Source organism: Trebonia kvetii, assembly GCF_007827045.1.
GTDB lineage: Bacteria > Actinomycetota > Actinomycetes > Streptosporangiales > Streptosporangiaceae > Trebonia > Trebonia kvetii.
This window is the reverse complement of the sequence record NZ_RPFW01000007.1, coordinates 108,338-133,877: the sequence shown is the minus strand read 5'-3', so window position 1 is coordinate 133,877 and position 25,540 is coordinate 108,338. Positions and strand designations below refer to the sequence as shown.

The 25,540-nt window shown below is 69.0% G+C and carries 24 protein-coding genes, 3 tRNA genes and 1 pseudogene; 7 read left to right on the top strand and 21 right to left on the bottom strand.

Annotated elements, in window-relative coordinates; genetic code table 11:
- Positions 1 to 11: 11 nt before the first annotated feature.
- From EAS64_RS32555 to EAS64_RS32540, 4 genes are all read right to left on the bottom strand, one after another.
- Positions 12 to 578: a phospholipid scramblase-related protein gene (locus EAS64_RS32555; protein ID WP_145859306.1), complete on the bottom strand. Its 567-nt coding sequence runs from the start codon at positions 576 to 578 to the stop codon at positions 12 to 14.
- A gap of 81 nt (positions 579 to 659) precedes the next feature.
- Positions 660 to 1,022: a nuclear transport factor 2 family protein gene (locus EAS64_RS32550; protein WP_222849778.1), complete on the bottom strand. Its 363-nt coding sequence runs from the start codon at positions 1,020 to 1,022 to the stop codon at positions 660 to 662.
- 135 nt (positions 1,023 to 1,157) lie between these two features.
- A complete protein-coding gene (locus tag EAS64_RS32545) occupies positions 1,158 to 2,159 on the bottom strand; it encodes a GNAT family N-acetyltransferase (protein WP_145859304.1) in 1,002 nt (333 codons plus the stop codon).
- 223 nt (positions 2,160 to 2,382) lie between these two features.
- Positions 2,383 to 3,042 carry a TetR family transcriptional regulator gene (locus EAS64_RS32540; protein ID WP_145859303.1) on the bottom strand — a complete coding sequence of 220 codons (660 nt, stop codon included), beginning with the start codon at positions 3,040 to 3,042 and terminating at the stop codon, positions 2,383 to 2,385.
- A 121-nt stretch (positions 3,043 to 3,163) separates the two neighbouring features.
- On the opposite strand from EAS64_RS32540, the gene EAS64_RS32535 reads away from it, so the two are divergent.
- Positions 3,164 to 3,979, top strand: a complete 816-nt coding sequence (locus tag EAS64_RS32535) for a mycofactocin-coupled SDR family oxidoreductase (protein WP_145859302.1) — start codon at positions 3,164 to 3,166, stop codon at positions 3,977 to 3,979.
- On the opposite strand, the gene EAS64_RS32530 is transcribed toward EAS64_RS32535, so the two are convergent.
- Complete coding sequence (locus EAS64_RS32530; protein WP_281283362.1) at positions 3,976 to 4,299, bottom strand: DUF1028 domain-containing protein; 324 nt, start codon at positions 4,297 to 4,299, stop codon at positions 3,976 to 3,978. The two genes, EAS64_RS32535 and EAS64_RS32530, sit on opposite strands and share 4 nt — an antisense overlap.
- A 227-nt stretch (positions 4,300 to 4,526) precedes the next feature.
- Between EAS64_RS32530 and EAS64_RS32525 the strand changes: the two genes are divergently transcribed.
- Positions 4,527 to 5,774, top strand: a complete 1,248-nt coding sequence (locus tag EAS64_RS32525; RefSeq protein ID WP_145859299.1) for an allantoate amidohydrolase — start codon at positions 4,527 to 4,529, stop codon at positions 5,772 to 5,774.
- 141 nt (positions 5,775 to 5,915) lie between these two features.
- Here the strand turns inward: EAS64_RS32525 and EAS64_RS32520 are convergent, their stop codons facing one another.
- Positions 5,916 to 7,127 (bottom strand): P1 family peptidase, encoded by a 1,212-nt coding sequence (locus EAS64_RS32520; protein WP_246115966.1) that lies wholly within the window; start codon positions 7,125 to 7,127, stop codon positions 5,916 to 5,918.
- Positions 7,128 to 7,233: 106 nt separating this feature from the next.
- Between EAS64_RS32520 and EAS64_RS32515 the strand changes: the two genes are divergently transcribed.
- Positions 7,234 to 7,791, top strand: coding sequence for a glutathione peroxidase (locus EAS64_RS32515; protein WP_145859297.1), 558 nt, complete (start codon positions 7,234 to 7,236; stop codon positions 7,789 to 7,791).
- Positions 7,792 to 8,069: 278 nt separating this feature from the next.
- Here the strand turns inward: EAS64_RS32515 and EAS64_RS32510 are convergent.
- The 3 genes from EAS64_RS32510 to EAS64_RS32500 all read right to left on the bottom strand — a co-directional run bounded on the left by EAS64_RS32510 (position 8,070) and on the right by EAS64_RS32500 (position 9,121).
- Positions 8,070 to 8,141, bottom strand: a tRNA-Cys gene (locus EAS64_RS32510).
- 72 nt (positions 8,142 to 8,213) lie between these two features.
- Positions 8,214 to 8,286: transfer RNA gene (locus EAS64_RS32505), tRNA-Gly, on the bottom strand.
- 400 nt (positions 8,287 to 8,686) lie between these two features.
- Positions 8,687 to 9,121, bottom strand: a complete 435-nt coding sequence (locus EAS64_RS32500; RefSeq protein WP_145859296.1) for an SsgA family sporulation/cell division regulator — start codon at positions 9,119 to 9,121, stop codon at positions 8,687 to 8,689.
- 532 nt (positions 9,122 to 9,653) lie between these two features.
- Here EAS64_RS32500 and EAS64_RS32495 point away from each other — a divergent pair.
- Positions 9,654 to 9,725 (top strand) — tRNA-Val (locus EAS64_RS32495).
- A 249-nt stretch (positions 9,726 to 9,974) separates the two neighbouring features.
- Here EAS64_RS32495 and EAS64_RS32490 read toward each other — a convergent pair.
- From EAS64_RS32490 to EAS64_RS32480, 3 genes are all read right to left on the bottom strand, one after another.
- Positions 9,975 to 10,262: a hypothetical protein gene (locus EAS64_RS32490; RefSeq protein WP_145859294.1), complete on the bottom strand. Its 288-nt coding sequence runs from the start codon at positions 10,260 to 10,262 to the stop codon at positions 9,975 to 9,977.
- Between the two features lie 177 nt (positions 10,263 to 10,439).
- The gene (locus EAS64_RS32485) at positions 10,440 to 10,997 is read right to left on the bottom strand and encodes a lysozyme family protein (RefSeq protein ID WP_145859292.1); all 558 of its coding nucleotides are present in this window, start codon (positions 10,995 to 10,997) and stop codon (positions 10,440 to 10,442) included.
- Between the two features lie 501 nt (positions 10,998 to 11,498).
- Positions 11,499 to 12,278, bottom strand: a complete 780-nt coding sequence (locus EAS64_RS32480) for a maleylpyruvate isomerase family mycothiol-dependent enzyme (protein ID WP_145859291.1) — start codon at positions 12,276 to 12,278, stop codon at positions 11,499 to 11,501.
- 403 nt (positions 12,279 to 12,681) lie between these two features.
- On the opposite strand from EAS64_RS32480, the gene EAS64_RS32475 reads away from it, so the two are divergent.
- Positions 12,682 to 13,467 carry a GNAT family N-acetyltransferase gene (locus EAS64_RS32475; protein WP_145859289.1) on the top strand — a complete coding sequence of 262 codons (786 nt, stop codon included), beginning with the start codon at positions 12,682 to 12,684 and terminating at the stop codon, positions 13,465 to 13,467.
- Between the two features lie 26 nt (positions 13,468 to 13,493).
- Here EAS64_RS32475 and EAS64_RS32470 read toward each other — a convergent pair whose 3' ends face one another.
- The 3 genes and pseudogenes from EAS64_RS32470 to EAS64_RS47710 form a co-directional block, all read right to left on the bottom strand.
- Entirely contained in the window at positions 13,494 to 15,170 is a 1,677-nt protein-coding gene (locus EAS64_RS32470; RefSeq protein WP_145859288.1) for a dolichyl-phosphate-mannose--protein mannosyltransferase, read from the bottom strand.
- A 46-nt stretch (positions 15,171 to 15,216) separates the two neighbouring features.
- Entirely contained in the window at positions 15,217 to 15,342 is a 126-nt protein-coding gene (locus tag EAS64_RS46940) for a hypothetical protein (RefSeq protein ID WP_281283351.1), read from the bottom strand.
- 118 nt (positions 15,343 to 15,460) lie between these two features.
- A pseudogene (locus EAS64_RS47710) lies at positions 15,461 to 15,679 on the bottom strand (glycosyl hydrolase family 28-related protein); the annotation flags it as partial.
- 819 nt (positions 15,680 to 16,498) lie between these two features.
- Between EAS64_RS47710 and EAS64_RS32460 the strand changes: the two are divergent.
- Positions 16,499 to 17,677, top strand: a complete 1,179-nt coding sequence (locus EAS64_RS32460) for an FUSC family protein (RefSeq protein WP_222849777.1) — start codon at positions 16,499 to 16,501, stop codon at positions 17,675 to 17,677.
- Between the two features lie 159 nt (positions 17,678 to 17,836).
- On the opposite strand, the gene EAS64_RS32455 is transcribed toward EAS64_RS32460, so the two are convergent.
- From EAS64_RS32455 to EAS64_RS44030, 5 genes are all read right to left on the bottom strand, one after another.
- Positions 17,837 to 18,661, bottom strand: a complete 825-nt coding sequence (locus tag EAS64_RS32455; protein WP_145859285.1) for an SAM-dependent methyltransferase — start codon at positions 18,659 to 18,661, stop codon at positions 17,837 to 17,839.
- 522 nt (positions 18,662 to 19,183) lie between these two features.
- Positions 19,184 to 20,335, bottom strand: coding sequence for an ABC transporter permease (locus EAS64_RS32450; protein WP_145859283.1), 1,152 nt, complete (start codon positions 20,333 to 20,335; stop codon positions 19,184 to 19,186).
- A gap of 286 nt (positions 20,336 to 20,621) precedes the next feature.
- Entirely contained in the window at positions 20,622 to 21,533 is a 912-nt protein-coding gene (locus EAS64_RS32445; RefSeq protein WP_145859282.1) for a hypothetical protein, read from the bottom strand.
- Between the two features lie 145 nt (positions 21,534 to 21,678).
- The gene (locus EAS64_RS32440) at positions 21,679 to 22,587 is read right to left on the bottom strand and encodes a bifunctional DNA primase/polymerase (protein ID WP_187366339.1); all 909 of its coding nucleotides are present in this window, start codon (positions 22,585 to 22,587) and stop codon (positions 21,679 to 21,681) included.
- A 74-nt stretch (positions 22,588 to 22,661) separates the two neighbouring features.
- On the bottom strand, positions 22,662 to 23,585 hold the full coding sequence (locus tag EAS64_RS44030; protein ID WP_187366338.1) for a hypothetical protein: 924 nt from the start codon (positions 23,583 to 23,585) through the stop codon (positions 22,662 to 22,664).
- Between the two features lie 102 nt (positions 23,586 to 23,687).
- Between EAS64_RS44030 and EAS64_RS32435 the strand changes: the two genes are divergently transcribed.
- Positions 23,688 to 24,965 (top strand): class I SAM-dependent methyltransferase, encoded by a 1,278-nt coding sequence (locus EAS64_RS32435; RefSeq protein WP_222849776.1) that lies wholly within the window; start codon positions 23,688 to 23,690, stop codon positions 24,963 to 24,965.
- Here EAS64_RS32435 and EAS64_RS32430 read toward each other — a convergent pair.
- On the bottom strand, positions 24,962 to 25,483 hold the full coding sequence (locus EAS64_RS32430; protein WP_145859277.1) for a mycothiol transferase: 522 nt from the start codon (positions 25,481 to 25,483) through the stop codon (positions 24,962 to 24,964). The genes EAS64_RS32435 and EAS64_RS32430 overlap by 4 nt on opposite strands.
- Between the last annotated feature and the right edge of the window lie 57 nt (positions 25,484 to 25,540).

Below are 25,540 nucleotides of genomic sequence, written 5' to 3'. Positions count from 1 at the left end.
CGGGCGGGCGGCTAGTACGGCCCGTGCCTGGTCATGTCGAGGACGATGGGCACCATCACGATCACCGGCCTGACCTGCGGCGGCACCGGTCCGATGAACGTGATCGTGTAGTGGTCGGACGAAGTGAGCAGCTCCTTGCCGAGCCCCGCCCAGGTCTTGACAAGACGTGCGTACCGTTCGCCGTCCGGCCCGGCGATGGTGAACTGCCTGACCGCCAGGTCGCCGACGACCTGCCCGGTGACCTCGCCCGCGGCGTCGAGCAGCGTGTAGTGCCTTCGGGTCCCGCCGATCTGGATCTGCCCGACGAGCTGTCCGTCGGGGTCGGTCACCACCGCCAGCCAGTCGTTGTCGCTCTTCACCATGGTCAGCATCGGCTCGCCGGAGGCCGATCGCACCGCGAGGGACCGGGTCTTGGGCACGAGGTCGGCCATCGTTTGCAGCATGCTGCGCGGCGATGTCTCGGAGACGACCGCGAGCAGCTTCCTGCTCGAATCGAATATGTCGTAGTGAGCACGGCCGGGCATCATCTTCGCGGGCTGGCGGATCCGCAATTCCTTGACGGCGAAGGGGTCCTCCATGCCGCCAGTCTACGGTCGCATTAATTCAAGATTCTCTATTCCGAACGGGTTCGGCTGCCCCTAGTCCCGCCCGCGATTTCGTTATTCTGCGCTGGCCAGGAACGTGCCGTGCCCGGTCCGCACCAGATCGCCGTCGAAGGTGAGCACCTCGAGCCGGTCGGCGCCCTGCTCGTTGCGGAACCTGATCACCAGCGTGTCCACGCCGGCGTAGACGCCGAGCAGTTCAAAACGCAGTGCGGGATTTCCCTGAATCCCCGCGGTCCAGTACTGGCGCAGCGCGTCCTTGCCGCGCACGACGCCGCCGGAGTCGGGGAAGATCCGCGTCGCGAGCGGCGAGGTGAACACCGCGTCGTCGGCGAAGTGCGCGAGCACCGCCTCGACATCATGGTCGTTCCATGCCTTCACCCAGCGCTCCGCGAAGGCCATCGCCTCAGAGTGATTCACCCCGGCACCCTATCCCCGGGACTCATCCCGAGTCGCGGCAATTATTCCGCGTCGCCTCGCGAAGATCATCCCTGCGTTGCCCTTTTCATTACCGGGGTGATAGTCCCGGCAACGAAAAGGGCATTCGCTAAACGATCATGTACCAGGCATCGGGTCGTCGGCGAGACGCGCGTACAGCAGCAGGTCCCGTCGCTCGACGCCGATTTCCCGCCACCCCCGCATTAGCCCCTCCCGGCGGAATCCGGCCAGCTCCGCGGTGCGGATCGACGCCGAGTTCCACGGTTCCACCTGTAGCTCAACCCGCGGAATCCGCAGCTCATCGTGGGCCCACCGGGCCAGCGCGCGGACGGCGCACGCTGCGGCGCGACGTCCCCGGGCTGAACCGGCCAGCCAGTAGCCCACCGACGCGCGCCCCTCGGCCACGTCCTTTAGCCACAACCCCACCTGCCCGACAGCCCGACCGGACTCAGCGTCGGCGATCGCGAACGAGTACCCGGTGCCCCGCTCCGCGCGGCTCCACTGCCGCTCGATGAAGCGCCGACCGTCGTCGGCAGTGAACACCGCGGGCACGGTGGTGATCAGCGGTATGTGCGGATCGGCCGACACTTCCCGCACCACGTCCAGGTCATCGAGCGCGAACGGCCGGAGCACGAACGGCCCGGCATCAAGACGTGGCACGAACAATGGCGCCGCCCGCTGCCTGGCCTCGCGGACCAGCGCGGGGATGAACTCGTCCTGCCGGTCCGTCAGCGACCCGGCCACCTGAGACAGCGGCAGGAAGTAACAGTCGAACCGCAGCCCTTCGTCCTCGCCGTCGCCCGTCACCTCGTGCTCCCACCGGCCGCGCGGCTCGCCCGTGGTCGCGTAATAGAAGGCCGTGACCCGCGGCGCGCCGGTCTGCGGATGCGGCCGCTGCGAAACGCCCAGGCTCGTCAGCACCGTCACATCCGCGAGCCCGGTTTCCTCGGCCACCTCCCGCCGCACCGCCTCCTCGAGCGGTTCCCCGGCCCGCACGCCGCCCGCGGGAACCTGCCTGCCGGCCTCCGGAAGCCCGGCGTGGTCGAACACAAGCAGCTCAAGCCCGGACGGCGCGGCGCGCACCACGTAAGCAGCCACCCGGACGCGTACCTCGGCCATCGACTGAGCACCTTTCAACCATCTGGCCACGTCTGGACCCTCAGGGATTCATCCATACCGGGGCCGTGCGCGGAATCGGCGGCCCACGCACCTCGCGCGGCAACATGTACGCAACATGTACTGACTTGTGGGCAAAAATGCGCCGGTTCTCACCCGATTTGTTCCCTCAAAGTCAGTACATGTCTGTCGGGGTGCCCCGAGAGCGCCCGGGAGTGCCATGACGTCAGGCGAGGGCGCGCCGGAGCAGGAACCAGGTGCGCTCGGCGGTGGCGCGGCGCTGGGCGGCAGGTGTCCTCGCGACCACGCCGGACAGCATGCCGATGGCCAGCAGCAGGTCCGACGCCTCAACGTGGGCGCCGTACCCGCCGGCGCGTCGCGCGTCGGGCAGCTTGGCGGCGAGCACCGCGGTCACCCGCTCGGACATCGCGGCGACCCGCGGGTCATCGGCGTGGCCCGACAGCATGTCGAGGAAGGCCGCCGCGTCGATGACCTGGTCGGTCAGCAGCGCCATCAGGTCGTCAAGCGTGGAATCAGGCCGGCCGGCGGAAGCCTCAAGCGCGGCGATGTTCTCCGCGAACGCGGCGAGCGCCAGGCTCAGCCGGTCGGGGAAGTGCCGGTACAGGCTGCCCTGCCCGACCCCGGCCCGCCGCGCGACCGCGCTCAGCGGCGCGTCGATGCCATCGCGGCCGAACACCTCCCTCGCCGCCGCCACCAGCGCGGCGCGGTTCTCCGCCGCCGCGCCAGGCCCGCGGTTCCCCTTACGCGCGCCGCCCGCGCCCGCGCCGCCCGCGCCGCGAGCGGCGCCGGAAACCCCACGCGCGCCTGAGGCATCGCGGGGAGCGCGCTCGCTCGCCGCGGAGCTTGCCCGGCGGGCTTGCGGCATGCGGGTAGCATATAGCCATGCCTACCGGACAACATTGTCCGGTAGAGGTAAGCTTGCCTGACCAGGCAATCTCACCAGGCAGCGCACGAACATGGGCAGCCAGACAGAGGGAGAGCGGGCAATGGGAAACCGGGTCGCAGGCAAGGTCGCGCTGATCACCGGGGCGGCACGGGGACAGGGACGCGCGCACGCGGTGCGCCTCGCGGAAGAGGGCGCCGACGTGATCGTCGTCGACGTCTGCGCGCCGCTGCCGAGCGTCGCCTACGACTCGGCGACGCCGGAAGATCTCGAGGAGACCGTCCGTGAGGTGGAGAAGACCGGCCGCCGGGTGGTCAGCGGCATAGTGGACATCCGCGATTTCGACGCGCTGCGCGCCATCGTGGACAGTGCCGTCGGCGAGCTCGGCCGGCTCGACGTGATCGTGGCCAACGCCGGGATCTGCGTGCCCAAGGCGTGGGACAAGACCACGCCGCAGATCTTCGACGACACGCTGAGCACCAACGTCACCGGCACCTGGAACACGGTGATGGCAGGCGCGCCGCACCTGGTCGCGGCGGGCGGCGGCTCGGTGATCATCATCAGCTCCGCGGCGGGCCTGAAGGTGCAGCCGTTCATGGTGCCCTACACCACGAGCAAGTTCGCGGTCCGCGGGATGGCCAAGGCCTTCGCCGCCGAACTCGCCAAGGACAACGTCCGGGTCAACAGCGTCCACCCGACCGGCGTCGCCACGCCGATGGGCTCCGGCCGGATGCGGGAGGAAATCGGCGCGGCGATGGCAGGCGACCAGCGGCTCGGCGCGATGTTCATGAACATGCTGCCCGTCGACACGACCCAGCCGTCCGACGTCGCCGATACCGTGCTGTTCCTCGCCTCTGACGAGTCGAAGTTCATCACCGCACACGAGCTGGCGCCGGACGCCGGCATCACCGAGTTCTAGCGGTCGTCGCCCGGCACGCCGAAGCCGGGTGAGCTCTCCGGCCGCAGCGCACGGTCGATGTAGTCCGCGCGCTGCGGCAGCCATACCTCGAGCAGCCGGGACAGCGCGGCGAGCGGGTCATCGGACCAGTCGACACGCAGGTCGGTGACCCGCCAGCTGTGCCCGGCGACCACGGAAAGACCTGCCGAGCGCACTGGACCCGCCTCGCCGCCCGCCGCCATCGCGGCGCGGAAGGCGTCGAGCAGCCGGGTCTCCACGGCTTGACCCTCGCCCGCGTGCCAGGCGGAGACCATCAGCCGCGGCACCTCCGCGCTCGCCAGCAGGTTCCGCGTCGTGAAAGTAGCGCAGCTGGGTCAGGGTGATCTCGTGCCGACGGCTCATCGCTGCTCCGATCCGCCCTACCGATCCGCACTGCGCATCAGTCATGAAGATGCACTCGGGAGGGCAATCCTAGTGTGGTGATGCGCTGCTCGTCATGGAACACTGTGCGGCGACCGCCGAGCGCGCCTTCCGTACGCACGCCTCATCTGCAGGGAGCATTGACTTCATGAGTGACAGCTGGGATGTCGTTGACCTGCTTGCCGAGATCGCGGACGTGGGACGCGACCCGGTGCGCGGCGGCTATTCGCGGCACGTGTTCGAGCCGGCCGAGCTTGAGCTCCGCGCCTGGTTCACCCGGCGCGCGGAGCAGTTGGGCCTCACCGTCGAGCCGGACAGGAACGGCAACATTTGGGCCCACTGGGGCGAGCCGGGTCCCGGCACGGTGGGCACGGGCAGTCACCTCGACTCGGTGCCTGGCGGCGGCGCGTACGACGGCCCACTCGGCGTGGCCTCAGCCCTTTCCGCGGTCGCCGGGCTCAAAGCGGACGGCTTCGTCCCGGTCAGGCCGGTCGCGGTCATCGCGTTCGCCGAGGAGGAGGGCTCCAGGTTCGGCATCGCCTGCCTGGGGTCAAAGCTGATGACCGGCGCGGTCGACCCGGCCGCCATCGCGGCGCGCGCTGACACCGAAGGGGTGACATTCGCGCAGGCCGCCGACGCGGCCGGAGTGGACTCCGCCGGGATCGGCCGGGACGACGAGCGCCTGTCCTCGCTTGGCTGCTTCATCGAGCTGCACGTGGAGCAGGGCCGCGCGCTCACCGACATCGGCGCGCCTGTCGCGGTCGCGTCCGCGATCCTGGCACACGGCAGGTGGCGGCTCGCGTTCCACGGGGAGGGCAACCACGCGGGCGCCACCCCGATGGCGGACCGCCGCGACCCCGTGGTGGCGGCATCCGCCGCCATTCTCGCCGCCAGGGACGTCGCCGCGGCCGCCGACAAACCCGGCGGCGGCGTCAGCGCGCGGGCCACCGTTGGCAGGATCGTCCCCGTGCCTGGCGGCACTAACGTCATTGCCTCCCGCGTTGATGCGTGGCTCGACGTGCGTGGCGACACCGACCCGGCGACTCGGGCGCTGGTCGCCGAGATCTCCGCCGCGATGCAGATCGCAGCAGGAAAGGAAGGCTGCCGCACCGAGATAATCCGGGAGTCCTACCTGCCCGAGGTCACGTTCGACCCGGGGCTGCGCGACAGCCTGCGCGCCGCGCTCGCGGCGGTTCCCGAGTTCGGCGAGGTCCCGGTGCTGGCCACCGGGGCAGGCCACGACGCAGGCGTGCTCGCCGCGGAACTGCCTACCGCGATGCTGTTCGTCCGCAACCCGACAGGCGTCTCGCACGCGCCGGCGGAGTCGTCATCCGATGACGACTGCCGCGCCGGGGCCGCCGCGCTCGCGACAGTGCTAGCCGCGCTTGCGGGCTGAAATCTAGCTATATCCAGAGCAGATGAAGTTCACCGGTAGCTGCTATTGGACAGCAGAAGTCGCCGGGGCACACATTGACGGCAATAGCCCGAGTGACTTAATCCTCTGCGAAGGACGATCCGATGCCGGTAGCGGGCGCGGTCAGCGCCCGCGGGCCGACGGGAAGAGGTCCAGGTAGCCCGGCCAGCGGCCACCGGGCGTGGTCACTGATCCGGCGGACAGGACCGCGTGCACTATCGCGCGGGTGAAGCAGTCGGCCGCGGCCGTCAAGATGGCGTGGAATTCCGGCGGCGAGGCCGGCGGCCCGTCGCCGGTCGCCAGGGCGAAGATCGTGTCGCCGTCGAACATGGAGTGCGCGGGCCTGATGGCGCGGGCGAGCCCGTCGTGCGCGACCCCGGCGAGCTTCGCGCACTGGGACTTCGTCAGGCTCGCGTCGCAGGCGATCACGCCGATAGTCGTGTTCAGCGGGCGCGGGCGCGGCGGGGCGGCCAGGCCCCCGCCGGACAGGCCCCCGCCGGCCAGCAGGGACGCCGCCGCGGCCAGCTCGTCGCCAGCCGGCGGCCGCAGCCAGTCGAACTCGCCCGGCAGGCCGAACTGCGCGCCGTACAGGACGCCGGACCGCTCGTCGGTCACCGAGCCAGCCGAGTTGACCGCCGCCAGGGCGGCCACGGTGACCTTCAGGGCCGGCTGGCCGGCGGGACCTGACCCGAGGATGGCGGGCACGGGGATGTCAAGCACGGCGCTGGCCGAGCCGGTGCCGCCCTTGAGTTGCCCGGCCACCGCGCCGGTGCCGGCGCCTACGTTGCCGGCCGCGACGGTTCCGCCGCTCACGTTGCCGGCCGCGAGGGTTCCGCCGTCCGATCCCAGCGCCGCGTCGAACGCGACTTCGCCCGCCTCGGCACCCGGGTAGTTGCCGAAGACGCCGCCGCGGCCGAGGTCGAACAGGATCGCCGCCGGGACGATCGGCACCACGTGGGACGGGGCGTCGCCCACCGCGACGCCGCGGCCCAGCGCCGCGAGCCTGGTGAGCACGCCGTGCGCGGCTGACAGGCCGTAGGCGCTGCCCCCGCCTAGCATGATCGCGTGCGCGCACTGCACACTGTTCCTCGGGTCGAGGAGATCGGTTTCGCGGGTGCCCGGGGCACCGCCGCGCACATCGACCCCGGCGGTCGCCCCGCCGGGCGGCGTCAGCACGACCGTGACACCGGTCAGCCAGCCATCCCCGTCCAGCGTCGCATGGCCGACCTTAAGGCCGCGCACGTCCGTCAGCGAGTTGGTGGGGCCCGCGCCGGCCGGGGAGCTCACGGCCCGGGACAGCGGGTCACCCAAGCGGTCATCCTCAGTACTGCTCAAGGCCCCACGCTCCACCCCCGGCTCTGTGGTTCCATCATCCCGGCGGCGCCGGGGGTGAGCAACGCCACCCTGGCCGCGCATGCACCCCGCGGAGGATCCTGGAACCATGACCTCAAAGATTCAGCAGATCCCCCTGCAGACGATCGACGGCGCCGCCGCCAGCCTCGAAGATTTCGATGGCAATGTGCTGCTCGTCGTCAACGTCGCGTCCAAGTGCGGCCTCACCCCCCAGTACACGGCGCTTGAAGGCATCTACGAGCGCTTCCGTGACCAGGGCTTCGCGGTCCTCGGCTTCCCCGCCAACGACTTCGGCGGCCAGGAGCCAGGCACGAACGAGGAGATCAGCGAGTTCTGCGGCACCAGCTACGGCGTCCAGTTCCCGATGTTCTCAAAGATCGTGGTCACCGGCGAGGACAAGCACCCGCTGTACGCCGCGCTGACGAGCGCGCTGCCCGAGGCGGAGGGGGACAAGGAGGCCTTCCGCGAAAACCTCAGGGGCTACGGGATGACCCCGACCGAGGACCCTGAGGTGCTCTGGAACTTCGAGAAGTTCCTCGTCTCCCGCGATGGGGAAGTGGTCGCCCGCTTCGCGCCCGGCATTACCCCAGACGACGAGCGGGTAACGTCCGCCATCGACCGCGAACTCCAGGCCACCCAGCGCTGAAGGGCAAGACCCCGGAGTCCTGAGACCTCGACCGCACCGGCCGGCCGGCATGCGCACAGCAGCTGCCTGCCGCGCCGGTGAGGGTGAGCTGCCCGAAGGCCAGCGGACAAATTCGGATACAGGCTTCGCCGTCGCCCTCGCAGGCTTCGCCCGCCCGCCTATATGGGCTTCGCCTATCCCGCCTTGCGCGCGCAGCGCGGCCCCGGGGGGTTCCGGGGGGGCGTCCCCCCGGGCAGATACAGAAACACGGGAAGGCGCCGAAGGCACCGAACACAGTGAGGCGGAGACGGGAATCGAACCCGTGTACAGGGCTTTGCAGGCCCTTGCCTAAGCCACTCGGCCACTCCGCCGTAGGAGCGAGCTTCGGGGCGGCCATAATGCCGCCTTGCGAGGGCCGACACCCATCGCAAGCCGCGCCTCCGAGCGGACGACGGGATTCGAACCCGCGACCCTCACCTTGGCAAGGTGATGCTCTACCAGCTGAGCCACGTCCGCATGCCGGTCCGAGATACCTCGGGCCGCCCGCCGGATCTCTCCGGCGGCTGCGTCAGAACTTTATCCGATCCTGGCGCAACCACCAACTCGGAACCGGGGTTACGAGAAAAAATCTACCTCACGAACGGATTCTGGCCCCTCTGTACCCGCCGCCATCACGCGTCGCGGGCGGACGATGAGGCGCAACAAGCCGTTCCGTACCGGCTGTCGAACCGCGGGGGATTGTCAGGCGGCGCGCACCTGTCGCGGCGCCTGCCGCGGCATGAACAAAGCCCCCGGCGGCCGCGGGGGAGGCGTACCGGGCCGGGGGAAGGCTCCGATCGCGGCGGCGTTGCCGGGGGCTTTGTTCGGGGGGCTGTCCCGGTCCGTTACGGGGGAACCGGACCGGGAGGTTAAGGGGTTACTGCGCCTTGCGGATCAGGTCGTTGAGCTCGGCCTCGACGTCGACGAAGTCGGTCTCGTCGCCGGCCGGCACGATCGCGTGGGTCCGCTTGAGGAAGTCGGAGATCTCGTTGATCGGCGCCTCGAAGTGGGCCTGGCCGAACGGCGAGGAGAGCTCGATGTTCAGTACGTCGTCCGCCGCGCCTTCCGCGGAGACGGCTGACGGCCAGACGACGACGTCGCCGAGACCCTCGCGACCCTCGATGCCCTTGGCAAGCAGCTCGCGAGCGAAGATCCACTCCACCGGCTCGTCGAGCCCGACGTGGAACGCGATGCGGATCGCGTACGGGTCTTCCTTGGAGTAGTACAGGCTCGCGACGAGGGGCACGACCGTCTGCTGTGGGACAACCAGCCGTAGGCCGAGTTCTGCCGAAACCGTGCTGCTGCTGTTCATCGTCAGGCCAACCTCAAATCTGGGGTGGGGTCCCGGGTGGAGGGCCCGGGCTCTCTTCTTCGGTGACGCGACCAGAGACGACTAATGGCAATACGGAGCGTAAGGCATAGAAATGCCCGGTTGCTTCTGTTTGCACGTTTGCCGGCTTGCGCGGCCGCAGAGATATTTTGTCGGGCGTCCGCCTGATTCGGACACCGTCACTGTGTAACAGCGTGCTCGCAGTCTATTGTTCCTGCATGTCGATTGCACCATCTGTGAGCTACCTCGCATCCCGCCTGTGGTAAGGCTTTGCGCTAAGTAGCAGCACAATCACTAAGAGCAATAGAGCCGCTTGTCGTTGTTATCGATTGCATTGCTGAGAGTAGCTGACGCTCTCCCTACCTGTCAGTACGCTCGGCAAGGTTTTTCGCCCTTTGGGCCGGTTGCCACCCGGCTGCAACCTCGCTGCCGTGGTGCTGCCACCCACGACGCCCAATCCGGCCCCGGCGATGCCCACGGCAGTCCAGCGGATGCGCTAACCTGTTGAAGCAGCGGGCGATTGGCTCAGCGGGAGAGCGCTTCGTTCACACCGAAGAGGTCACTGGTTCGATCCCAGTATCGCCCACGCAGCACAGGAGGCCGGTTCCCCCGCGGGACCGGCCTTCTTGATCTTCTGGCAGCAGCAGACGCGCCTGGCGACACGGGGATGCACGTCCAGGGCGGCTAGCAACGAGGCGCAAGTCTTGCGAGTGCCGTGCACGGTGATCCTGCGGACGCGCGCAGCGGTGATGCAGCGGTCGAAGCTGCGCTGAAGTTGCGGGGCTCGATCGGGGTGCCGTGCCGGGTGGTGAAGACCAGCCCGGTCTCAAATCAATCAGTAACCAGACATTACGGTCACGACCACCGCGTAAGTGGCGACGGCGAAGATGACTGCCGCGATCGCCGCCGCCCAGCCGAACGCAGCGCTCGCCAGTGCCGCGCCGCCGGGGCCGCCGCGACGCCCGTGCATCCGGGTAGCGGCGATAAACGCAACCAGGCCGCCGAGCGCGACACCTGCCACGTACACGGCACCGCTCTCTCGCCACCGGCTGCCGGCCACGGCGAGGCAACAGGCAAGGGCGAAGGAGGTGCCGCTAACCGCTCCGGCCCGGTACTTGCTCACGCCTTCAGCGTGCGTTGCCGGACCCGGTGCCGCAAGGCACCAGACAGCAACGAATGCACATCAGAACGCACACGTCCGGGTAGTCGCCATATCGCGCCGCCTGGATATCGCGTAGCACCCCACTGAATTGCGCACTAAAAAGGCCTAGTCAGGCCACGCGGGTACCGACGGTCGGGTTCAGATAACATGGAGCCGACTGCGGCCGAAGGTCAGCTCGTCTTGGTGGTGTGCGTCGATATCGTGTTTGCTGCTCCACAGGTCGAGCTGGCGGAAGTACGATTTCCACGCGGCGACTTCGTCCTTGACGGCCTGGGAGACCTCCGGGTTGATGTGTACCTCGTGCCAGATGTGCAACAGGTGCGCCTCGACCGCCGCATCAAATTTTCCGCCCGGTTCGACGGGCAGCTTTTCAGGTATTTTCTCGGCGCGGAGCGCGGTGTTGATAAGAGCCTGCCATTTGTCGCGAAGGGCAATGACCGATCTCGCGTAGTCCAGCTGCGGGTTTCTCTCGCCGCCATTGTAAGCGCCGATTCCGTCTAGCTCTCCGTGCCGCTGGATCAGGCCGTGAAGGAGGCCGAATGCGACTCGGCACTGGGGGCCGACGTTGTGGGCGCCGCCTTCGGCTTCAGCCTGCTGGATGAAGCCGATCGAAGTGAGCTGGGTCAGACCCACCCCATTCGAGGTGCCGCCGCCTTCGACGTGCGCAATGAGCGCCTGAACACGATCGCGCGTCACGGGTTGATGACACCAGGGCGCGGTATCCCGGGGGCCAAGGTCACAGCCGAAGATGTTTGGAATCCCGATTCTTGCTCGACTAGAGCGAGCGCAAGAGCGAATGGGAGTCCCGCGCGCTTAGACTCGGCCAGGATGTCCGGGCCGTGCAAGTGGCCCGCGTCGCTGACTATCTTGATCAGCTCATCATCGTTGGTCTCCGTGTCGGCCATACCCGCCCCCTCTTTTCGATCAGCAGTGGCCAAAGGTTGAACAGATGGCCACTTCGCTCCTGATCACCATGCCTCCTTTGTACGCCAAGGTCAAATATCGGTTACGAGACAGTAACGTTGGGGTAAGGCCATCGACAAGCTCGGATAGCTCGCAAGCGAGGAAGTGCGTAATCGAGTCAGCCAGCCTGGAAGTGTCAACGCACCATCCGTCCGCCCAACTCGCGGCTATCGCCAGAGACGGCCCAAGGCGAGGGAGACGAACGTCGTGCCGTCGTCGCGGGAAGGTCAGTCGTCAGAACGCGGTGCTTGCCAGCCAGCCATCAACCACGGCGCCGTCCCCGTATACGGTCACTGCCGGATCGGAAACCGGCCTTCGCCGCATCAGCACCAGCAGCAAGCTGACGGCCGGGCCGGTAAGGGCGGCATCGCCCTTGCCATGACCTGGCTCAACTGTCAGACCACCCGCGTCCTGCCGGATCATCCACTCGCCGCGGCCGCCAAGCCCGTCATCGGTTGCGTGTATGTGCAGGCCAGCCCCGGCGGGCAGCACCGTGGTCCGCCCATCGGCGTCGCCGAGGCCGCTGGTTAGAAGCATCAGCCATTCGTCGATGGCATCGGCAGCTACCTCCGCTGCAATGACTGGCTCGGGCTCGGCACCCGCAGCGAGCTGAGCGTCGGCCCGGTGGACCAGCGTCTCGTGTGCCATCCGGCGTATCCAGAAACCGGCAGGCACCGGCCCGGTGAACGACCAGACGAGATCACTGTCCGCTTCCCGCACAGCGTCGACGATCCGCGCCGCGCCGGCATGCAGCCATGCGCGCTGCTCGGCGCGATCATCCGGCAGCTTGCCGTCCGGTACCTCACGGAACGGAATGAACGTCTTAGACCTCGTACGCGTGATCTCGGCCGCCCACCGGTGCGCCCTACCGATGTGCGTGACAAGCTGACGCAGTGTCCATTCCGGGCAGGTGGGGATCGGCAGGCTCTGATCATGCTCAGCCAAGATCTCCGCCAGCCCTGCCGTGCTTGCCTCGATCTCGGCGACGTACTGGTCGGCAGTGAGCTGCGGCATGGCGTTCCTTCCTGATGGCCTGCGGCGGCTAGCCCAGCCACGCCCTGAGTGTAAGCCTGTCCAGGATCCAGGGCCCTCGCGCTGGCTGATGGGCAGCGTGTCTAGCACGATGAGTAATCAGCCAGCCGCGCATCCGCATAATCGGGGGTTGACTTAAGGGTGGCCGAGATAGGGTGGCCCAGTCGCGCGGAGGAACAAAGCGGAGGATAAGTGGCAGAACCGGCGACCGCCCTGGCGCGCTCGCGGTTCGCCGAAGCGCTCCGGCCGCTTGCGAGCCGTCCCCGCTGGAGAGATCATGCGGCAGCCCGTCGCAGCCGCCGCCGACCCGGCCGGCCCCGCCGCTGCCGGCTAGCCCGACCCGGTGCAGCGCTGCACTCCGAGCCCCGCAGCTAGGATGCCCCACATGGGCCTGTCAGCTGCTGCCGTCGCCGCCGCCAGCGCGGCCTGGGTGTGGAGACCGGACGACGCCGAGGTCATCCAGGATGACGAGTACACCATCCTGCGGCTGCCCGAGTATTTCGACTTCGACCTCTCCGTGGTCTCCTTCATGCCGGCCGGCCCGCTCGACACGGCCGTTGACGCGGTGCTTGAGCGGGCGCGCGCGTTCGGGCTGCCCGCACTGGACTGGCAGGTGCTGCTCAACTCCCCGGCCGGGCTGGCCGCCGAGTTGTCCGCGCGCGGCGGGCGGGTGAAGATCGACCTAGACGTCCTGGCCGCGGACCTGAGTCAGGGCGCACCACCGCTGCCGCCGCCGACGGCGGACCTATCGCTCCGCTGGGCAACGGACTTCGCGACGGCGCGGGACGGGGCGACGGTCGGGGTCACCGGGTTCGGCGGCGAACTTCCGCCCGACGACCGGGTCGAGGTGGTCGCGTCCGGAGACGCGAAGTCCGTTCCGGCCGGCGAGGGCGGCATGGTCGTCGCCTACGTGAACGATGTGCCCGCCGGCTGCGGTGGCGTCACGATGGCGGACGGCGTCGCGCGGCTGTGGGGCGGGGTGGTGGTACCGTCCAGGCGCGGCCAGGGGGTGTACCGGGCGGTGCTCGACGCAAGGCTGTCCTACGGGGTGACGCACGGGGCGACGATGGCCCTGGTCAAGGGCAACGTGGTCACGTCCGGCCCGATCCTGCGTAAGGCGGGCTTCACGTCCTTTGGCCAGGAGCCCGTCTACACCATCCCGCTCCGGTAGGCACGTCCGCGCCGCAACCTCTGCTGTCAGATCCAGCCCTTTGCGGGGCCGAGTATGCCCTGATACCACATGTGACCCAGCCAGTCCCCGTAAGGGATGACCACGCCCGTCATGATCGGGTAGAAGTACCCGAACAAAATCAAGACTCCCAGAACGTAGGCACCGGCGATCACTACTCCGGTCCCTCTGCGTTTCAGCGATGCGCCAGCCGGGCCGAGGATGAGGCCGAGGCAGAGCACGATGCAGACAATGAGGAACGGCTCGAACTCCAGGGCGTAGTAGAAGAACTTCGTCCGGGAGACGAACGGCAGCCAGGTGGCCCACCCGGCGGCGATGCAGAGCAAGGCCGATCCGGCTCGCCAGTCCCGTCGGGTCAGCCACCAGATGAGGCAGAACAAGATCACGGGAATGGATACCCACCAGATGGCCGGGTTCCCGATAGCCGTCACCGCGGACGCGTACGGTCCGACTGTCCCGGACGGCTCGGCGTGCAGCCCGGCCGCGTCCTTGTAGCTCACCCAGTAGAAGGCCACCGGCCGGCTCATGACGAACCAGTCCCAGGGCTGGGACATGTACGGATGCCCGGAGTTCAGGCCCACCCCGAACTTGAGTATCTCCTTGTGGTACTCATACAGCGAGTACAGCTGGGAGATGAGCGGGATGCCGACCCCGTGCTGCCTGGCGTAGTCGCGGTCGTAGCCGGTGCCGGAGACAATCCAGTTCATCCAGGTCAGCGCATACGTCACCAGCGGAATGACACCCAGGGTGAGCGGCAGCCACTTCCCGTCCCGCATCCAGGCACCCCGCCGGTACCCGTACAGACCGGCGGTACGGCGCGCGCCCAGGTCCCACGCGATGCACAGCCCGGCGAATGCGAAGACGTACCAGGCGGCGTATTGCTTGGACGCGCAGGCCAGGCCAAGCATGACCCCCGCGATGACCCGCCACTTCCTGATTCCCAGCGCCGGGCCGGCCGGGTCGCCTGGCTGCAGCACCACCAGTTCGGCCAGCTTCGCGCGGGATACATCCCGGTCGACGACCAGCGCGCCGAACGAGGCCAGCAGGAAGAACATCAGGAAGATGTCGAGGATGCCGGTGCGGCTGAGCACGAACTCCAGGCCGTCCAAGGACATCAGCAGCCCGGCGGTGCAGCCGAGCAGGGTAGAGCGGGTCAGCCGCCGGGCAACCCGGCACATGACCAGGATCGCCAGCGTGCCGACTACCGCCGAGGCGAACCGCCAGCCCAGCGTGGTCAGCCCGTACATCCACTCGCCCACGGCGATCAGCAGCTTGCCGACTTCGGGCTGGACCACGTATTCGCCGCAGCCGGTGCCGGAGCAGGCCTGGAACAGGTGGTCGCTGAAGTGTCCGGCGATGATCTGGTTGTTCACGTAGTTCGCCGGGGTCGCGGGATTGACCCAGTTCCACTCCACCCCGTGCCTCAGGATCGACCAGGCGTCCTTGGCGTAGTACGTCTCATCGAAGACGACCGAATCCGGGCTGGACAGCCGGATAAACCGCAGGACGCCCGCGAACACCGTGATGAGAAGCGGCCAGACCCAGCCCCAGATCCCGTCGTCGGGCAGCGGTGTCATCAGCCTGGCCCGTAGCTTCGCGATGCGATCGGCCGCGGTATCGTTGACCCGGTTCGCGTCGCCGAGTCCCGGGTCTACAGTCGACTGGCCGTCAGAAATAGCGCTCATCGCACGCCATGCTACGGGCGGGAACTTCGGCAGAATCCGGAATTGTTCAGACCCGCAGCTCCGCCTCCGCTGGGGTGCGGCTCCGGTGCCAGAAACCGAGCGCGACAAGAATCAGCACGATCGCGTCGGCCACCCAGGCGACGATGGCGGCGATCAGCGCGATCTGTCCCACTCCATTTCGCCGATCTCAGGACAAGGCAAGCCACCACGCGGTGTTCGCCGCGATGAGCGTGCCAAGGGTCGCGGGCGGGCTGCCGGTCAGGCCGGTGTTCGCCGTGGCGACACGGAAGTTAGCGGTCAGGCCCGCGTTGAGGAAGGCGCCGCCGATCTGGTTGTTGCCACGGGCGAAGTTCGGCAGCGTCGTGCAGGATCGTCCCCGCGCGCACCACCAGCTGGCTGACCCGGTAGTTGGCGGACGGGAAGAAGACGGCCGCGCCGATCCCGTTCGCGTAGTCGATCGCGGACTGGATCGAGGACGTGTCGTCGGTCTTGCCGTCGCCCTTGGCGCCAGAGTTGCTTACTGGAGATGTAGATGGTAAAAGCCCAGCTCAGATGGGGTGTAATAGCGGACAAAATGGCTGCGAATAGGTCAGCTATGGCGCGCTACCGTCTCGTCCCGGTCTGGCCGCGTTATCCGAAGAATTGCTTGCAATAGGCCGTTTCCGTGAAACCTGACTTGGCTCACGTTTGCGGATAAGTGGGTGGTGCGTCGCGCTGACCTGCTGGTTCTCGGGTTTTCGCGAGCGGATTTGCGCACTAACCTGACTTTTATCACCGGGTCGGGGCCCGCTCGGTTGTAGCGCTGTGAGCTGCAGGGTTGACGGTGGTGGTGGGCAGATTTGCGCACTAAACCGTGGCTCGTAGTCTCGTCTGGTGGCGTACGTCCGCTCCGTGAAGACTGCCTTACCGCACCATCCAGATCCGCGCCGACCACCACACCGTCACCGCCGAGGACCCGTTGCCACCGGGCCTGCGCGACGCCCTTGCGGGCACCAAGTGACTAACCAAGTTGAACTCGCAGAGAGCAGGCGGTGACGCCGGGTGGTTGCCGGGGTAGGACCGGGGCAAGCGGTATGCGCAACAGGGGCGGTGCACGCCCGCCGGGCAGCAGCGGCGGCGTGAGCGGCCGCGGCTGGAGGCATCCGGGAGGTTCGCCCGCGGGGACGATATCAGCGAGATCGCGCGGGACCTGCAGGTCACTTCATCGCGATCCCGGCCCGATCGCAGAACGCGAGACCGGAGCGGCATGCCTGGCGACTAAGGCGAGCGAGGCGACCATGGCCAGTGCAAGCGCACGAGAAGGACAGCCCGTTCACAGCAGGAAGATCGTGAGCTGGCTGTCGAAGGTGTTCGAGCTCAACCCCGCAGGGCTCAACTGGCCGCGGGCGGTGCTGTTCCTGGACGTCGCGCTGGTGCCGCTGGTCGTCTTCTGGGCGATCGGGTACGAGCAGTACCTGCTCAGCGCGCTGTTCGGTGCGCTGTGCGCGTGGCTGGCCGACCCGGGAGGCAGCTACGGGCAGCGCGCGTCGCGCATCGCCGTCTTCGCGCTGATCGGCGCGGGGCTGACCGCGCTGGGATTCGGCATCGGCGGGGACGCCTGGGGCTGGCTGGTGCTCGCGGCGTTCGCGGTCACGCTGGCGGGCGGCCTGGCGGTCACGTTCGGAGTGCACCGGTTCGTCGCGGCCCTGCTCCTCAACATCTGGTTCATCGTCGCCCTCGGGGTCGCGTTCAGCTTCCATCATCAATCCCGCATCACCAGCTACACCTGGGCTCAGGTGCTCGCCTGGACCGGGGGCGCGGCGCTGTGGATCGCGGCGACGTTCATCGAGTGGCTGATCCGCGGGCGCCAGGACCGGCCCCAGCCGATCGCGGAGATACCAGGCGACACTTCGCGGCGGACACTGACCCGGCCGGTGGTCATGTTCGCGGTGATCCGCGCCCTCGTCATCGCCGGCACCGTCGCGCTCGCGTTCGGACTGAACCTGTCGTACGGCTACTGGATGCCGATCGCAGCCATGATCGCGATGAAGCCGAGCCTGCAGCAGGCCACGCTCATCGCCGTGCAGCGCCTGGCCGGCACGCTGATCGGCGCCGTCGCAGCCGCGCTGCTGCTGCTGATACCCGCCAACGAACACGGACTCAGACTGCTCTCGATCACGATCGGACTCGAAGTGGTCGCGATCGTCCTGCTGATGCACGGGGTAGCGATCCGCTTCTGGAACTACGCGCTCTACACCGCGGCCATCGCGGCGGGAGTGCTGACCCTGATCGACCTTCCGCAGCCCACCAACTACAGCGCCGAGGGCTACCGGCTGCTGTGGACGCTGTGCGGCGTGGCGATCGGCGTACTCGTCATGCTCCTCGCCGGCCTGCTCGCCAAGCGCACCGCCAAAACGCCGCCGGGACGGCCCACGGGCGTTCCGGCGCAACGCAAGACGACAGCCGAGCAGGATCTGCCCAGCCCAAGCGGTCACGGAGCTAAGCCAGGTACGCCCGGCAGGGCGTGAACACTGAACCCTACGAGTTCATCATGGCTAACTGGTGCGCACTAAGTTGATAAGAGTCAGGGGTGGTGCGTCGCGCTGACCTGCTGGTTCTCGGGTTTTCGCGAGCGGATTTGCGCACTAACGATGGCCTGTGGAGTGGGCCGGTGCCGTAAGCGGACGCTACGGTTTGCGGGCTACAGCGGCGTAGACCGGGACAGCGCGCTCGAAGCGGGGATCGTCTGGGGCGGGTTGCCAGTCGGTGACCGGGACGAGCCCGGGCGGGACCAGCTCGAGGCCGGCCAGCAACGCGGTGAGCTGCGCGCGGGAGCGGAGCGTGACCGGCTGGCCGGACAACGCGTTCCACCTCTGCGTCGTCACGGCCATCGCCGGGTCCAGGTCGCTCGCCTGGTGGTAGAGCGCCACATGACTGCCGGCTGGCACGGCCCCGGCCAGCGTCAGCAGGATCTCGGCCGCTGCCGCGTCCTCGAGGACATACCCGAGCGTGGCCATCAGCAGGATCGCGACCGGCCGGCCGACGTCCAGGGTCTCGGCCGCGCCCGAGACGATCGCACGGGGATCGGTCACGTCCGCGTCCACGGCGGCCACCACGCCGTCGGGCGTGGACGTCAGCAGTGCCCGGGCGTGCGCCAGCACCATCGGGTCGCTGTCCACGTACACGACGCGGCACTTCGGCGCCAGCGACTGCGCGACCTCATGGGTATTGCCCGTCAGGGTCGCGCTGGTACCGATGGCGAGGAACTGCCTGATCCCGGCCTCGGCGACCAGATAGCGCACCGCGCGCTGGTGGAAGGCGCACGCCGCGGCAAAGCTGGTGCCGATGACCGGCGCGGCCGCGGTCAGCAACCGCACGGCCCGGCGGTCGGCCTCGAAGTTGTCCCGCCCGCCCACCAGGTAGTCAGCGACGCGGGCCGCGTTCGGGACCGAAGTGTCGATCAGCAGCGCCCTGGCGCGTCCCGTGGAATCCTGGAGCCAGTTGTCCGCCATCCGGAACCCCTCCCCCCTCCAGGTTACGCGGCTAGGGCGGTTCCATTTGGCGCCACCCTGGCGGCTGCAGTGGCTCCACCTGAGGGATCGGGTGGCGCCTTGAATTGGGCCCACCTGTCCTCCCTCGCTGTCTCAGCGTGGCCGACGCTCGCTCGCCGCAGGGCAAGGTCGTACGTCCTCGCTTCGCTACTGGTCAATCAGGAAATTCGTCCGCACCGTCGCCGCTGCCGCACCATTCAGATCCAGGCCGGCCAGCACGTCATCACCGCAGCCGACCCCATCCCCGACGACCTCCGATAAGCCCTCGACGCCATCAACCCCAGCTGACTTGCGCACTAAATTGAGCCAATTCAGCTCGTCCCGGCCTGGCCGCGTTATCCGAAGAATTGCTTGCAATAGGCCGTTTCCGTGAAAGGGCGGTTCCCCGGACCAATAGGAACGTGACCGTTAGATTAAGAAATCCTCGGGGAGTGGCGGTGCCATCATTCCTCATGCTGAATGTCATTCATGGCACGCGTTGTGCTACTCCGTTCTGAGGATCACGGCGGGCTGAGTGCGCCCGGCGGCTCTGGCGGGAATCGCCGCGATCGCGTTGGCGAGCAGGAGGACAGCGGGCACCGCGAGCAGCGTCAGCGGCGAGACGACCGGGGCGGGCACGATCGCGACCTGGCCGGCGAACAGGATCCAGGCCCAGCGGCCCGCCAGCAGCCCGAGCGGCACCCCGACGATCAGGCCGACCCCGACGAGTGCGGTCGCCTGCCAGGCCACCGTGGCCCGCACCTGCCGGGTCACGAACCCGAGCGTCTTGAGCACCGCCAGTTCCCTGCGCCGCCTGCGCACCGATGTCAGCAGCGTGTGCGCGATGATGCCCGAGGCGAGCACCATGAGCACGAAGGCGAGGACGAGCGGCAGGCCGCTGACGCCCGACAGGTCCCGCACCTCAGGCGGCGGGATGGATGACAGCACGCTGCCGGGGAACTGCCGCTTCAGGCTCGCCATGGCCACCGGACGCACCGGCTTGCGCAGCGCCACGAGGAACACGTTGCGTGGCGGCATTGACCCGCTCAGCGCGTCCGCGCCGCCAAGCGTCATCACCCCACCGCTGCCGAGTTGAGTCTGCTCGTTAGTGATCTCCGGCGACAGCACCACCTCTCCGGTGATGTGCAAGGCGACCGGCCCGTCCGGACCGTGGGCCGCCACGGTGTCTCCGATGCTCTTGCCGAGCGCCCGCAGTTCCCTGCCGCCGAGCGCGATCTCGTCCGGCGCGCTCGGGAGCCGGCCAGCCAGCACCGGCGGGACCACGTGGCCGGTGACGTTCTGCAGGCCCACGATGGTGACATCGTCCCGGCCGTCAAGCACCGCGTCGCCCATGGCCGTCACGGTGAACCCGGAGACGAATCGGTCCGCGCGCAGTCGCGGCACGGCCTGCGAGTAGACGTCAGCGGAGTGCGGGTTGCCCACCGTCACGTCCCAGTCCCAGCCGGCGACCGCCGGATCGCCAACGACGTGGGACACGCTGGAACCGAACACGAGCGCGGCGAGCACCGCAGCGAGCGCCGCCGCCATCCCGACAATGGCGGGGCGCACGGCAACGGCCGCCCTGCCGTGGCCTGGCTGGAATGCCAGCCGTATTCCCGACGCGGCGACCGGCGACAGCCAACGGCCGGTCAGCAACCCCGCCGTCCGCGCCGGACAGGCCCCCCTGAGAACCGCGAGTGCCCGCCCGCGCCGCGCGGGGTGCCGCGAGCGCCACCCGCCCGGCGAGCAGCAGCGCGAGCACGGCGGCACCGCCAAGCACGACCGCTGCGTCGAAGCTGAACCCGGGGGAGACCTCCGCCCGCCGTGCCAGCCCGATGGGCGTGAACACCGACAGTGCGTAGGCGCCGGGAACCGCGAGCGCCATCCCGGCCGCGGCGACAAGCGCGCCCGGTGCCAGGGCGGGGAACTCGCCCGCCGCGGCTTACGCCTGGCGGACGAGGCTCTGCCCCACGACCACGAGCACGGCGAGCGCCATGATGACGCCGAACACAAGGAGCGCGAGCGCCTCAAGCGTCGTTCCCCGCTGTGCGAAGGCTCCGGCGGCGGAGTTGTCGTCTCCGAGTTCGACCTGCGCGCCGCTGCCCGCGATGCGCTTCACCTGGGCCTCGAACGCCCCCAGGCCCGCCGTGCCGCGCGTGAGCTGGAACGATATCCCCGTGAAGTTCCCGACGGTCGCCGCGTACTTCTGGTAGAACGCCGCCGGCGCGAGGATGTCGCCCTGGCCGAAGTACGTCACGTCGGTGGGCGCGTCGAGAAGGTCGGTTAGGTCGGTGGGCAGCCTGACGATCCCGGTCACCAGGACATTGCCGACCGCCTTTGGCGGGACCGTGGTGCCGCTCAGCGCCTGCTGGGCCTGGTCCGGCGCGTACCCGGCCATCCCGATCACCGACCCGATGTGCGCGTGCAGTCCCTGGGCTGCCGACTCGTTGAGCGCCACCTCGTACGCGCGTGACTGCAGCGGGAACCGGCCCGCCAGGATGATCGCCCGCGATTGCGGTGTGCGGGTGATCGTCGCCTCCGTGATCACCTGGCTCTCCGGCGCCGTCCGTCCGTCGACGGACTCCGGGAAGGCCAGCATGAACGCGCCCTGCTGTGCGTAAGCGATGCCAGGCAGCGCGGCGATCTTGTCCATCGTGGCCGGGTCGGCCGCCACCTGTCCCTGGAACGGGCCCGCGTACTGCAGGAACCGGGTCACCGCCGTGTCGGTCCTGCGCGCGCCCGCCAGTGCGGCGAGCACCACTGCCCCCATCATGGCCGTGATCAGCGTCAGCACGGCAAGCCCGCGCCAGTCCCGCCGGAGCCCAGCACGAACGCACCACCACACCGGTCTCATCAGCGCCCACCCCTACCCGCACCCGCTAACAGTGCTGCGATTGTCCCGCCGCGGACGCCCCGCCGCGCGGGTGCTAGCACGACAACCCGCGGCGCGAGCGCGAGGCCACGTAGCGCGCGTGACCCCGGGGAACGCCATCCGAAATTCAGGACGGCTGCCAGCCGCGCGGCTTGCGCGCACCGCCCGCCAGGCCGGAACGGATGGTGCGTGACGCCTCGTACTCGGAAAGCCCGGCATGCACGGCCGCGCTGATCAGCCCGGTGATCACCGGGATCGGCGGCAGCAGCCCCGCGGCGACGAGCTGCCCGAGGCTGAACGCGGCGCGGTTGAGCGTGTCGTTGCGCGTGCCTGGCCGCGCCGCCGCGACCTGCTCAGTCTCCGCGCGCAGTGCCGCCATCGCGTAGGCCCTGCCCTGCGCGCGGTCGTCCTCGATGGGGAACCGCGGCATGGGCACCACGGGCGGCGCGTAATCGTCTCTGAGCAGCAAAGCAAGCCAGGACGGCAGCGGCGCGGGCGCCGGTTCGCCGCGCGCGGCATACGGCCTGCCGCCGATCCTGCTCCCCGCGCCGATCACGTACCCGCCGTCCGCGCGCACGTCGATGAGCGGCCCGAGCGACCCCGCGGAGTTCTTCACCCGGTCGGCTGGCGCGGTGAAGTACAGGTGGCAGCCGCCGGACGGCGTGTCGACCACGTACGTGCCCGCCGGGTACCGCTGCCTGTGCTGCCTGGCGAGCATCGACAGCATGTCCGCGCCGGACAGCGGGAACAGCGTGCCGTCGCCCGCGTCCTCCCAGGCCATGTCGGGCCGGGGCATGTCGAGGTCGATGACGGCGAGCCGCGACGGCCCGCAGGAGATCCCGATGTTGAACGGTGCGCGCGACCACCAGTCGCGGATCTGCGCCGGGGAGGTAGTGGCGATCTCCTGCCAGTTGCCACGCAACGCTGGCCGCTTCCCATCCGCCACACAAGGGAACACGTGCCAGCCGCGCTCGGCTGCGGCCAGCGCCGATCCGAGCAGTGCGCGGTCGGCGCGCGTCACGTCGGCGACGCTCACACTTAGGGTGTTCCTCGAAAACGTGATCGTCAACCGCGAAATGCCGCCCGAGAGGGCAAATAACGCGAAAAAGGTCAGTACGTCACGTCGGGGAACTGGTCGCGCGCCGCCTCGAGCTGCGCTGTCCACTCGCGCGGCCAGCCGAACGCGCGGGAAGCCTGACGAGACAGGTCCGCCCCGGCGGCGCCGCTGGTGAAGTGCACGTACTCGCCCCAGTTCATCCGCCGGTCATATGTACCGTCGGAATCAGACGGGAAGTGCGCGGCGAGTAGCCGGAAGAACCGGTCCATAACCGCCGCCTGCCCGCACTCTCGCCACAGCGGGAAGAACCAGTCGCGGAACCATCGCGTGCCCCGCCGCGGGAAGTCGTCCCGGTTGCCCATGAACTGCCGGTAGACACTCTTGGCGTGGCTGGTCATGCCAAGCGCGGTGTACACGTCATAGATGTAGAACTCGGCCCACTTGCTGTCGCCCCAGATCTCATAGGCGGGGGAGCCATGGCGCCCGTTGTTGGCACTCTCGACGGTGTGCCCGATCTCATGGCAGGGCAGTTCGGGCGCGAGCGTGTCGGATTGCCGCCAGCTGCCGAGCCCGCAGTCGCTGACGTTGTGATGATCGTGCACCGGGCTGACGTAGTACCCGGCGTGCCCGCCGCCGTGCCGCCCCGCGTGATGGATGGAGTAGATGCGCGCATCCGGCCCGAACGCCTCCCCGTACGTCGCCTTCGAGTACCGCCAGACCGCCCCGATGTACGCGGGCAGCCACCCGGCCTCGGCCGCCCGGACGTCCGGGTCCAGGTAGATCGCGCAGTCGTCGTCGCTGTAGGACAGCCGCAGCAGCTGCCGATGGTCGAACCAGTGCTCCTGCCAGGTCTCCGGCGGTCCATCCGCCCGCTGATCCTGGTCCGCCTCCGCCGGCTCCTCCGCCTGCTGATCCTGCTCCGCCTCGACCGGCTCCTCCGACGGCTCCGCCGCCTGCTGATCCTGCTCCGCCTCCACCTGCTCCTCCCGCCTCGCTGGGCTACCTCACCCAGGCTACTTCTCACGGACTCGTCCGGCTGCGGGCTTCGGCTCCCCGCCAGGGACACTAGCCTCATGCGGGTGACCGCCGACCCGACCGCCCTGCTCACACCGCAAGGCCGCGAGCTTCTCGCCCGCCTGGAAACCACCCGGGCAGGAAACCATCTCGCGCTCGCTGAGCGGCTGCGCCGCGAGTACCCGGCGGACCTGGTCGCCCTGGCGATGGCACAGCAAGAACTGCGCAGGACCGCGGAAGCCAAGTTCAGCCGCGCGCCGGACATGCTGTTCACCCGCGCCGGCTACGAGCAGTCGTCATCGGAAGCGATCGCCCGCTACCGAGCCGCCCGCCTCACCGCCGCCGACCTCGGTGAAAACATCCGCGTCGCGGATCTCTGCTGCGGCATCGGCGGCGACCTCATCGCCCTCGCATCAAGCACTCAGGTCGTCGCCGTTGACCGCGACGAGACGCACGCGCGCCTAGCCCTGCACAACGCCGCCGTCTACGGCGAGGCGGACCGCGTCACCGCGGTCGTCGCCGACGTCAGGGACGTGCCGCTGACCGGCATCGACGCGGTCTTCATCGACCCGGCCCGCCGCTCCGGCCCGGGCACCGCCTCGGCGGCCGGCGCAAAAAGGTTCCGCGCCGGCTTCTCCGAGCCCCCGCTCGGCTGGTGCGCACGGCTAACCGAGACGGTCCAGGCCGTCTGCGTCAAGGCGGCGCCCGGCATCCCTGAGGAACTGATCCCACCGGGCTGGGAGGCCGAGTTCATCGCGGAGGGCCGCGACCTCAAGGAGGCTGTCCTCTGGTCCCCGGCCCTAGCGGCCGCCCGGCCAGCCGCTTCGTCAGGGGCCGCGCGCGATCACCGGCCCGCCGCGCGCCGCGCCACCGTGCTCGCCGCGGCCTCCCCCGGACATCCGGCCCACGCCGGCACCCTTCTCCCGCACCCAGGCGACCCCGTCCCGCTGCGCGAACCGGGGGAGTACCTGCTCGACCCGAACCCGGCCGTCACCCGCGCCGGCCTGGTCGAGGACCTAGCGCGCGACCTCGCGGGCAACCCAGCCGGCGACATCGCCAAGATCGACCCGCAGATCGCGTTCCTCACCATGGACCGCCTGGTCGCCACCCCGTTCGCCCGCACCCTCCGCGTCCTGCACTCGGCCCCCTGGCACGAGAAGCAGTTCGCGAAGCGCCTGCGCGACCTCGGCATCGGCGCCGTCGACATCCGCCGCCGCGGCCTGGCGGGCGACGTCGACCAGATCCGCCGCCGCCTCAAGCTCTCCGGTAAAACCCGCGCCACGGTAGTAATCACCAGGGTTAACAACCAGCCCTGGGGCCTCATCTGCGCCGACCCGAGCTAACCGCGCCGCAGCAGGATTCCCTGCACGAACGCCGCCTGCCCCACGTGCTGCATGTCATCGTCCATCACCGAGACCAGCCGCACGCCGAGCGTCACGGGCGGCGTCCACCGCTTGTCAACGATCCGGTCCAGGTCGGCGTCGGACACCTGGGAGAGGAGCTTGATCGTCTGCGCGTGCACCGCCTCGTGGTACTCGCCGAGCAGTTCCGCCGACGCGGTAGCCTTCGCGAACTCGGCGACCTGCTCCGGCGTCTGCCCGTACCCGTGGTCCATGGTGGCGGCCGGCAGCCCGAACCGTCGCGCCCACCCGTCGGCCGACCACACCTGGGTCACGCCGAACGCGGCGGCCACGTGATCGTCCTGCACCCGGGTGAGGTGCCAGATCAGCCAGCTGACCGAGTTGGCCTCGGCGTCGAGCTGGCTGCTGAGCTGGGACGGAGTCAGCCCGTCGAGCACCTCGGCGACGTTCTCCCTGATCCGGCCGAACCCGTCGGCAAGCAAGTCCGCAGTAGTAGCCATGGGCCCCATTATTACGAGCAGAGCCGACAATCCAGCGGGAGAGGTCAAGGAAGAAGG

Bases quoted from the DNA above. Each gene is read 5' to 3' on its own strand.
- EAS64_RS32545 (WP_145859304.1), bottom strand. From the start codon at position 2,159: ATGGCCGAGGTACGCGTCCGGGTGGCTGCTTACGTGGTGCGCGCCGCG.
- EAS64_RS32535 (WP_145859302.1), top strand. From the start codon at position 3,164: ATGGGAAACCGGGTCGCAGGCAAGGTCGCGCTGATCACCGGGGCGGCA.
- EAS64_RS32455 (WP_145859285.1), bottom strand. From the start codon at position 18,661: ATGGCGGACAACTGGCTCCAGGATTCCACGGGACGCGCCAGGGCGCTG.
- EAS64_RS32515 (WP_145859297.1), top strand. From the start codon at position 7,234: ATGACCTCAAAGATTCAGCAGATCCCCCTGCAGACGATCGACGGCGCC.
- EAS64_RS32525 (WP_145859299.1), top strand. From the start codon at position 4,527: ATGAGTGACAGCTGGGATGTCGTTGACCTGCTTGCCGAGATCGCGGAC.
- EAS64_RS32500 (WP_145859296.1), bottom strand. From the start codon at position 9,121: ATGAACAGCAGCAGCACGGTTTCGGCAGAACTCGGCCTACGGCTGGTT.
- EAS64_RS32475 (WP_145859289.1), top strand. From the start codon at position 12,682: ATGGGCCTGTCAGCTGCTGCCGTCGCCGCCGCCAGCGCGGCCTGGGTG.
- EAS64_RS32470 (WP_145859288.1), bottom strand. From the start codon at position 15,170: ATGAGCGCTATTTCTGACGGCCAGTCGACTGTAGACCCGGGACTCGGC.
- EAS64_RS32540 (WP_145859303.1), bottom strand. From the start codon at position 3,042: ATGCCGCAAGCCCGCCGGGCAAGCTCCGCGGCGAGCGAGCGCGCTCCC.
- EAS64_RS32480 (WP_145859291.1), bottom strand. From the start codon at position 12,278: ATGCCGCAGCTCACTGCCGACCAGTACGTCGCCGAGATCGAGGCAAGC.
- EAS64_RS32445 (WP_145859282.1), bottom strand. From the start codon at position 21,533: ATGAGACCGGTGTGGTGGTGCGTTCGTGCTGGGCTCCGGCGGGACTGG.
- EAS64_RS32555 (WP_145859306.1), bottom strand. From the start codon at position 578: ATGGAGGACCCCTTCGCCGTCAAGGAATTGCGGATCCGCCAGCCCGCG.
- EAS64_RS32430 (WP_145859277.1), bottom strand. From the start codon at position 25,483: ATGGCTACTACTGCGGACTTGCTTGCCGACGGGTTCGGCCGGATCAGG.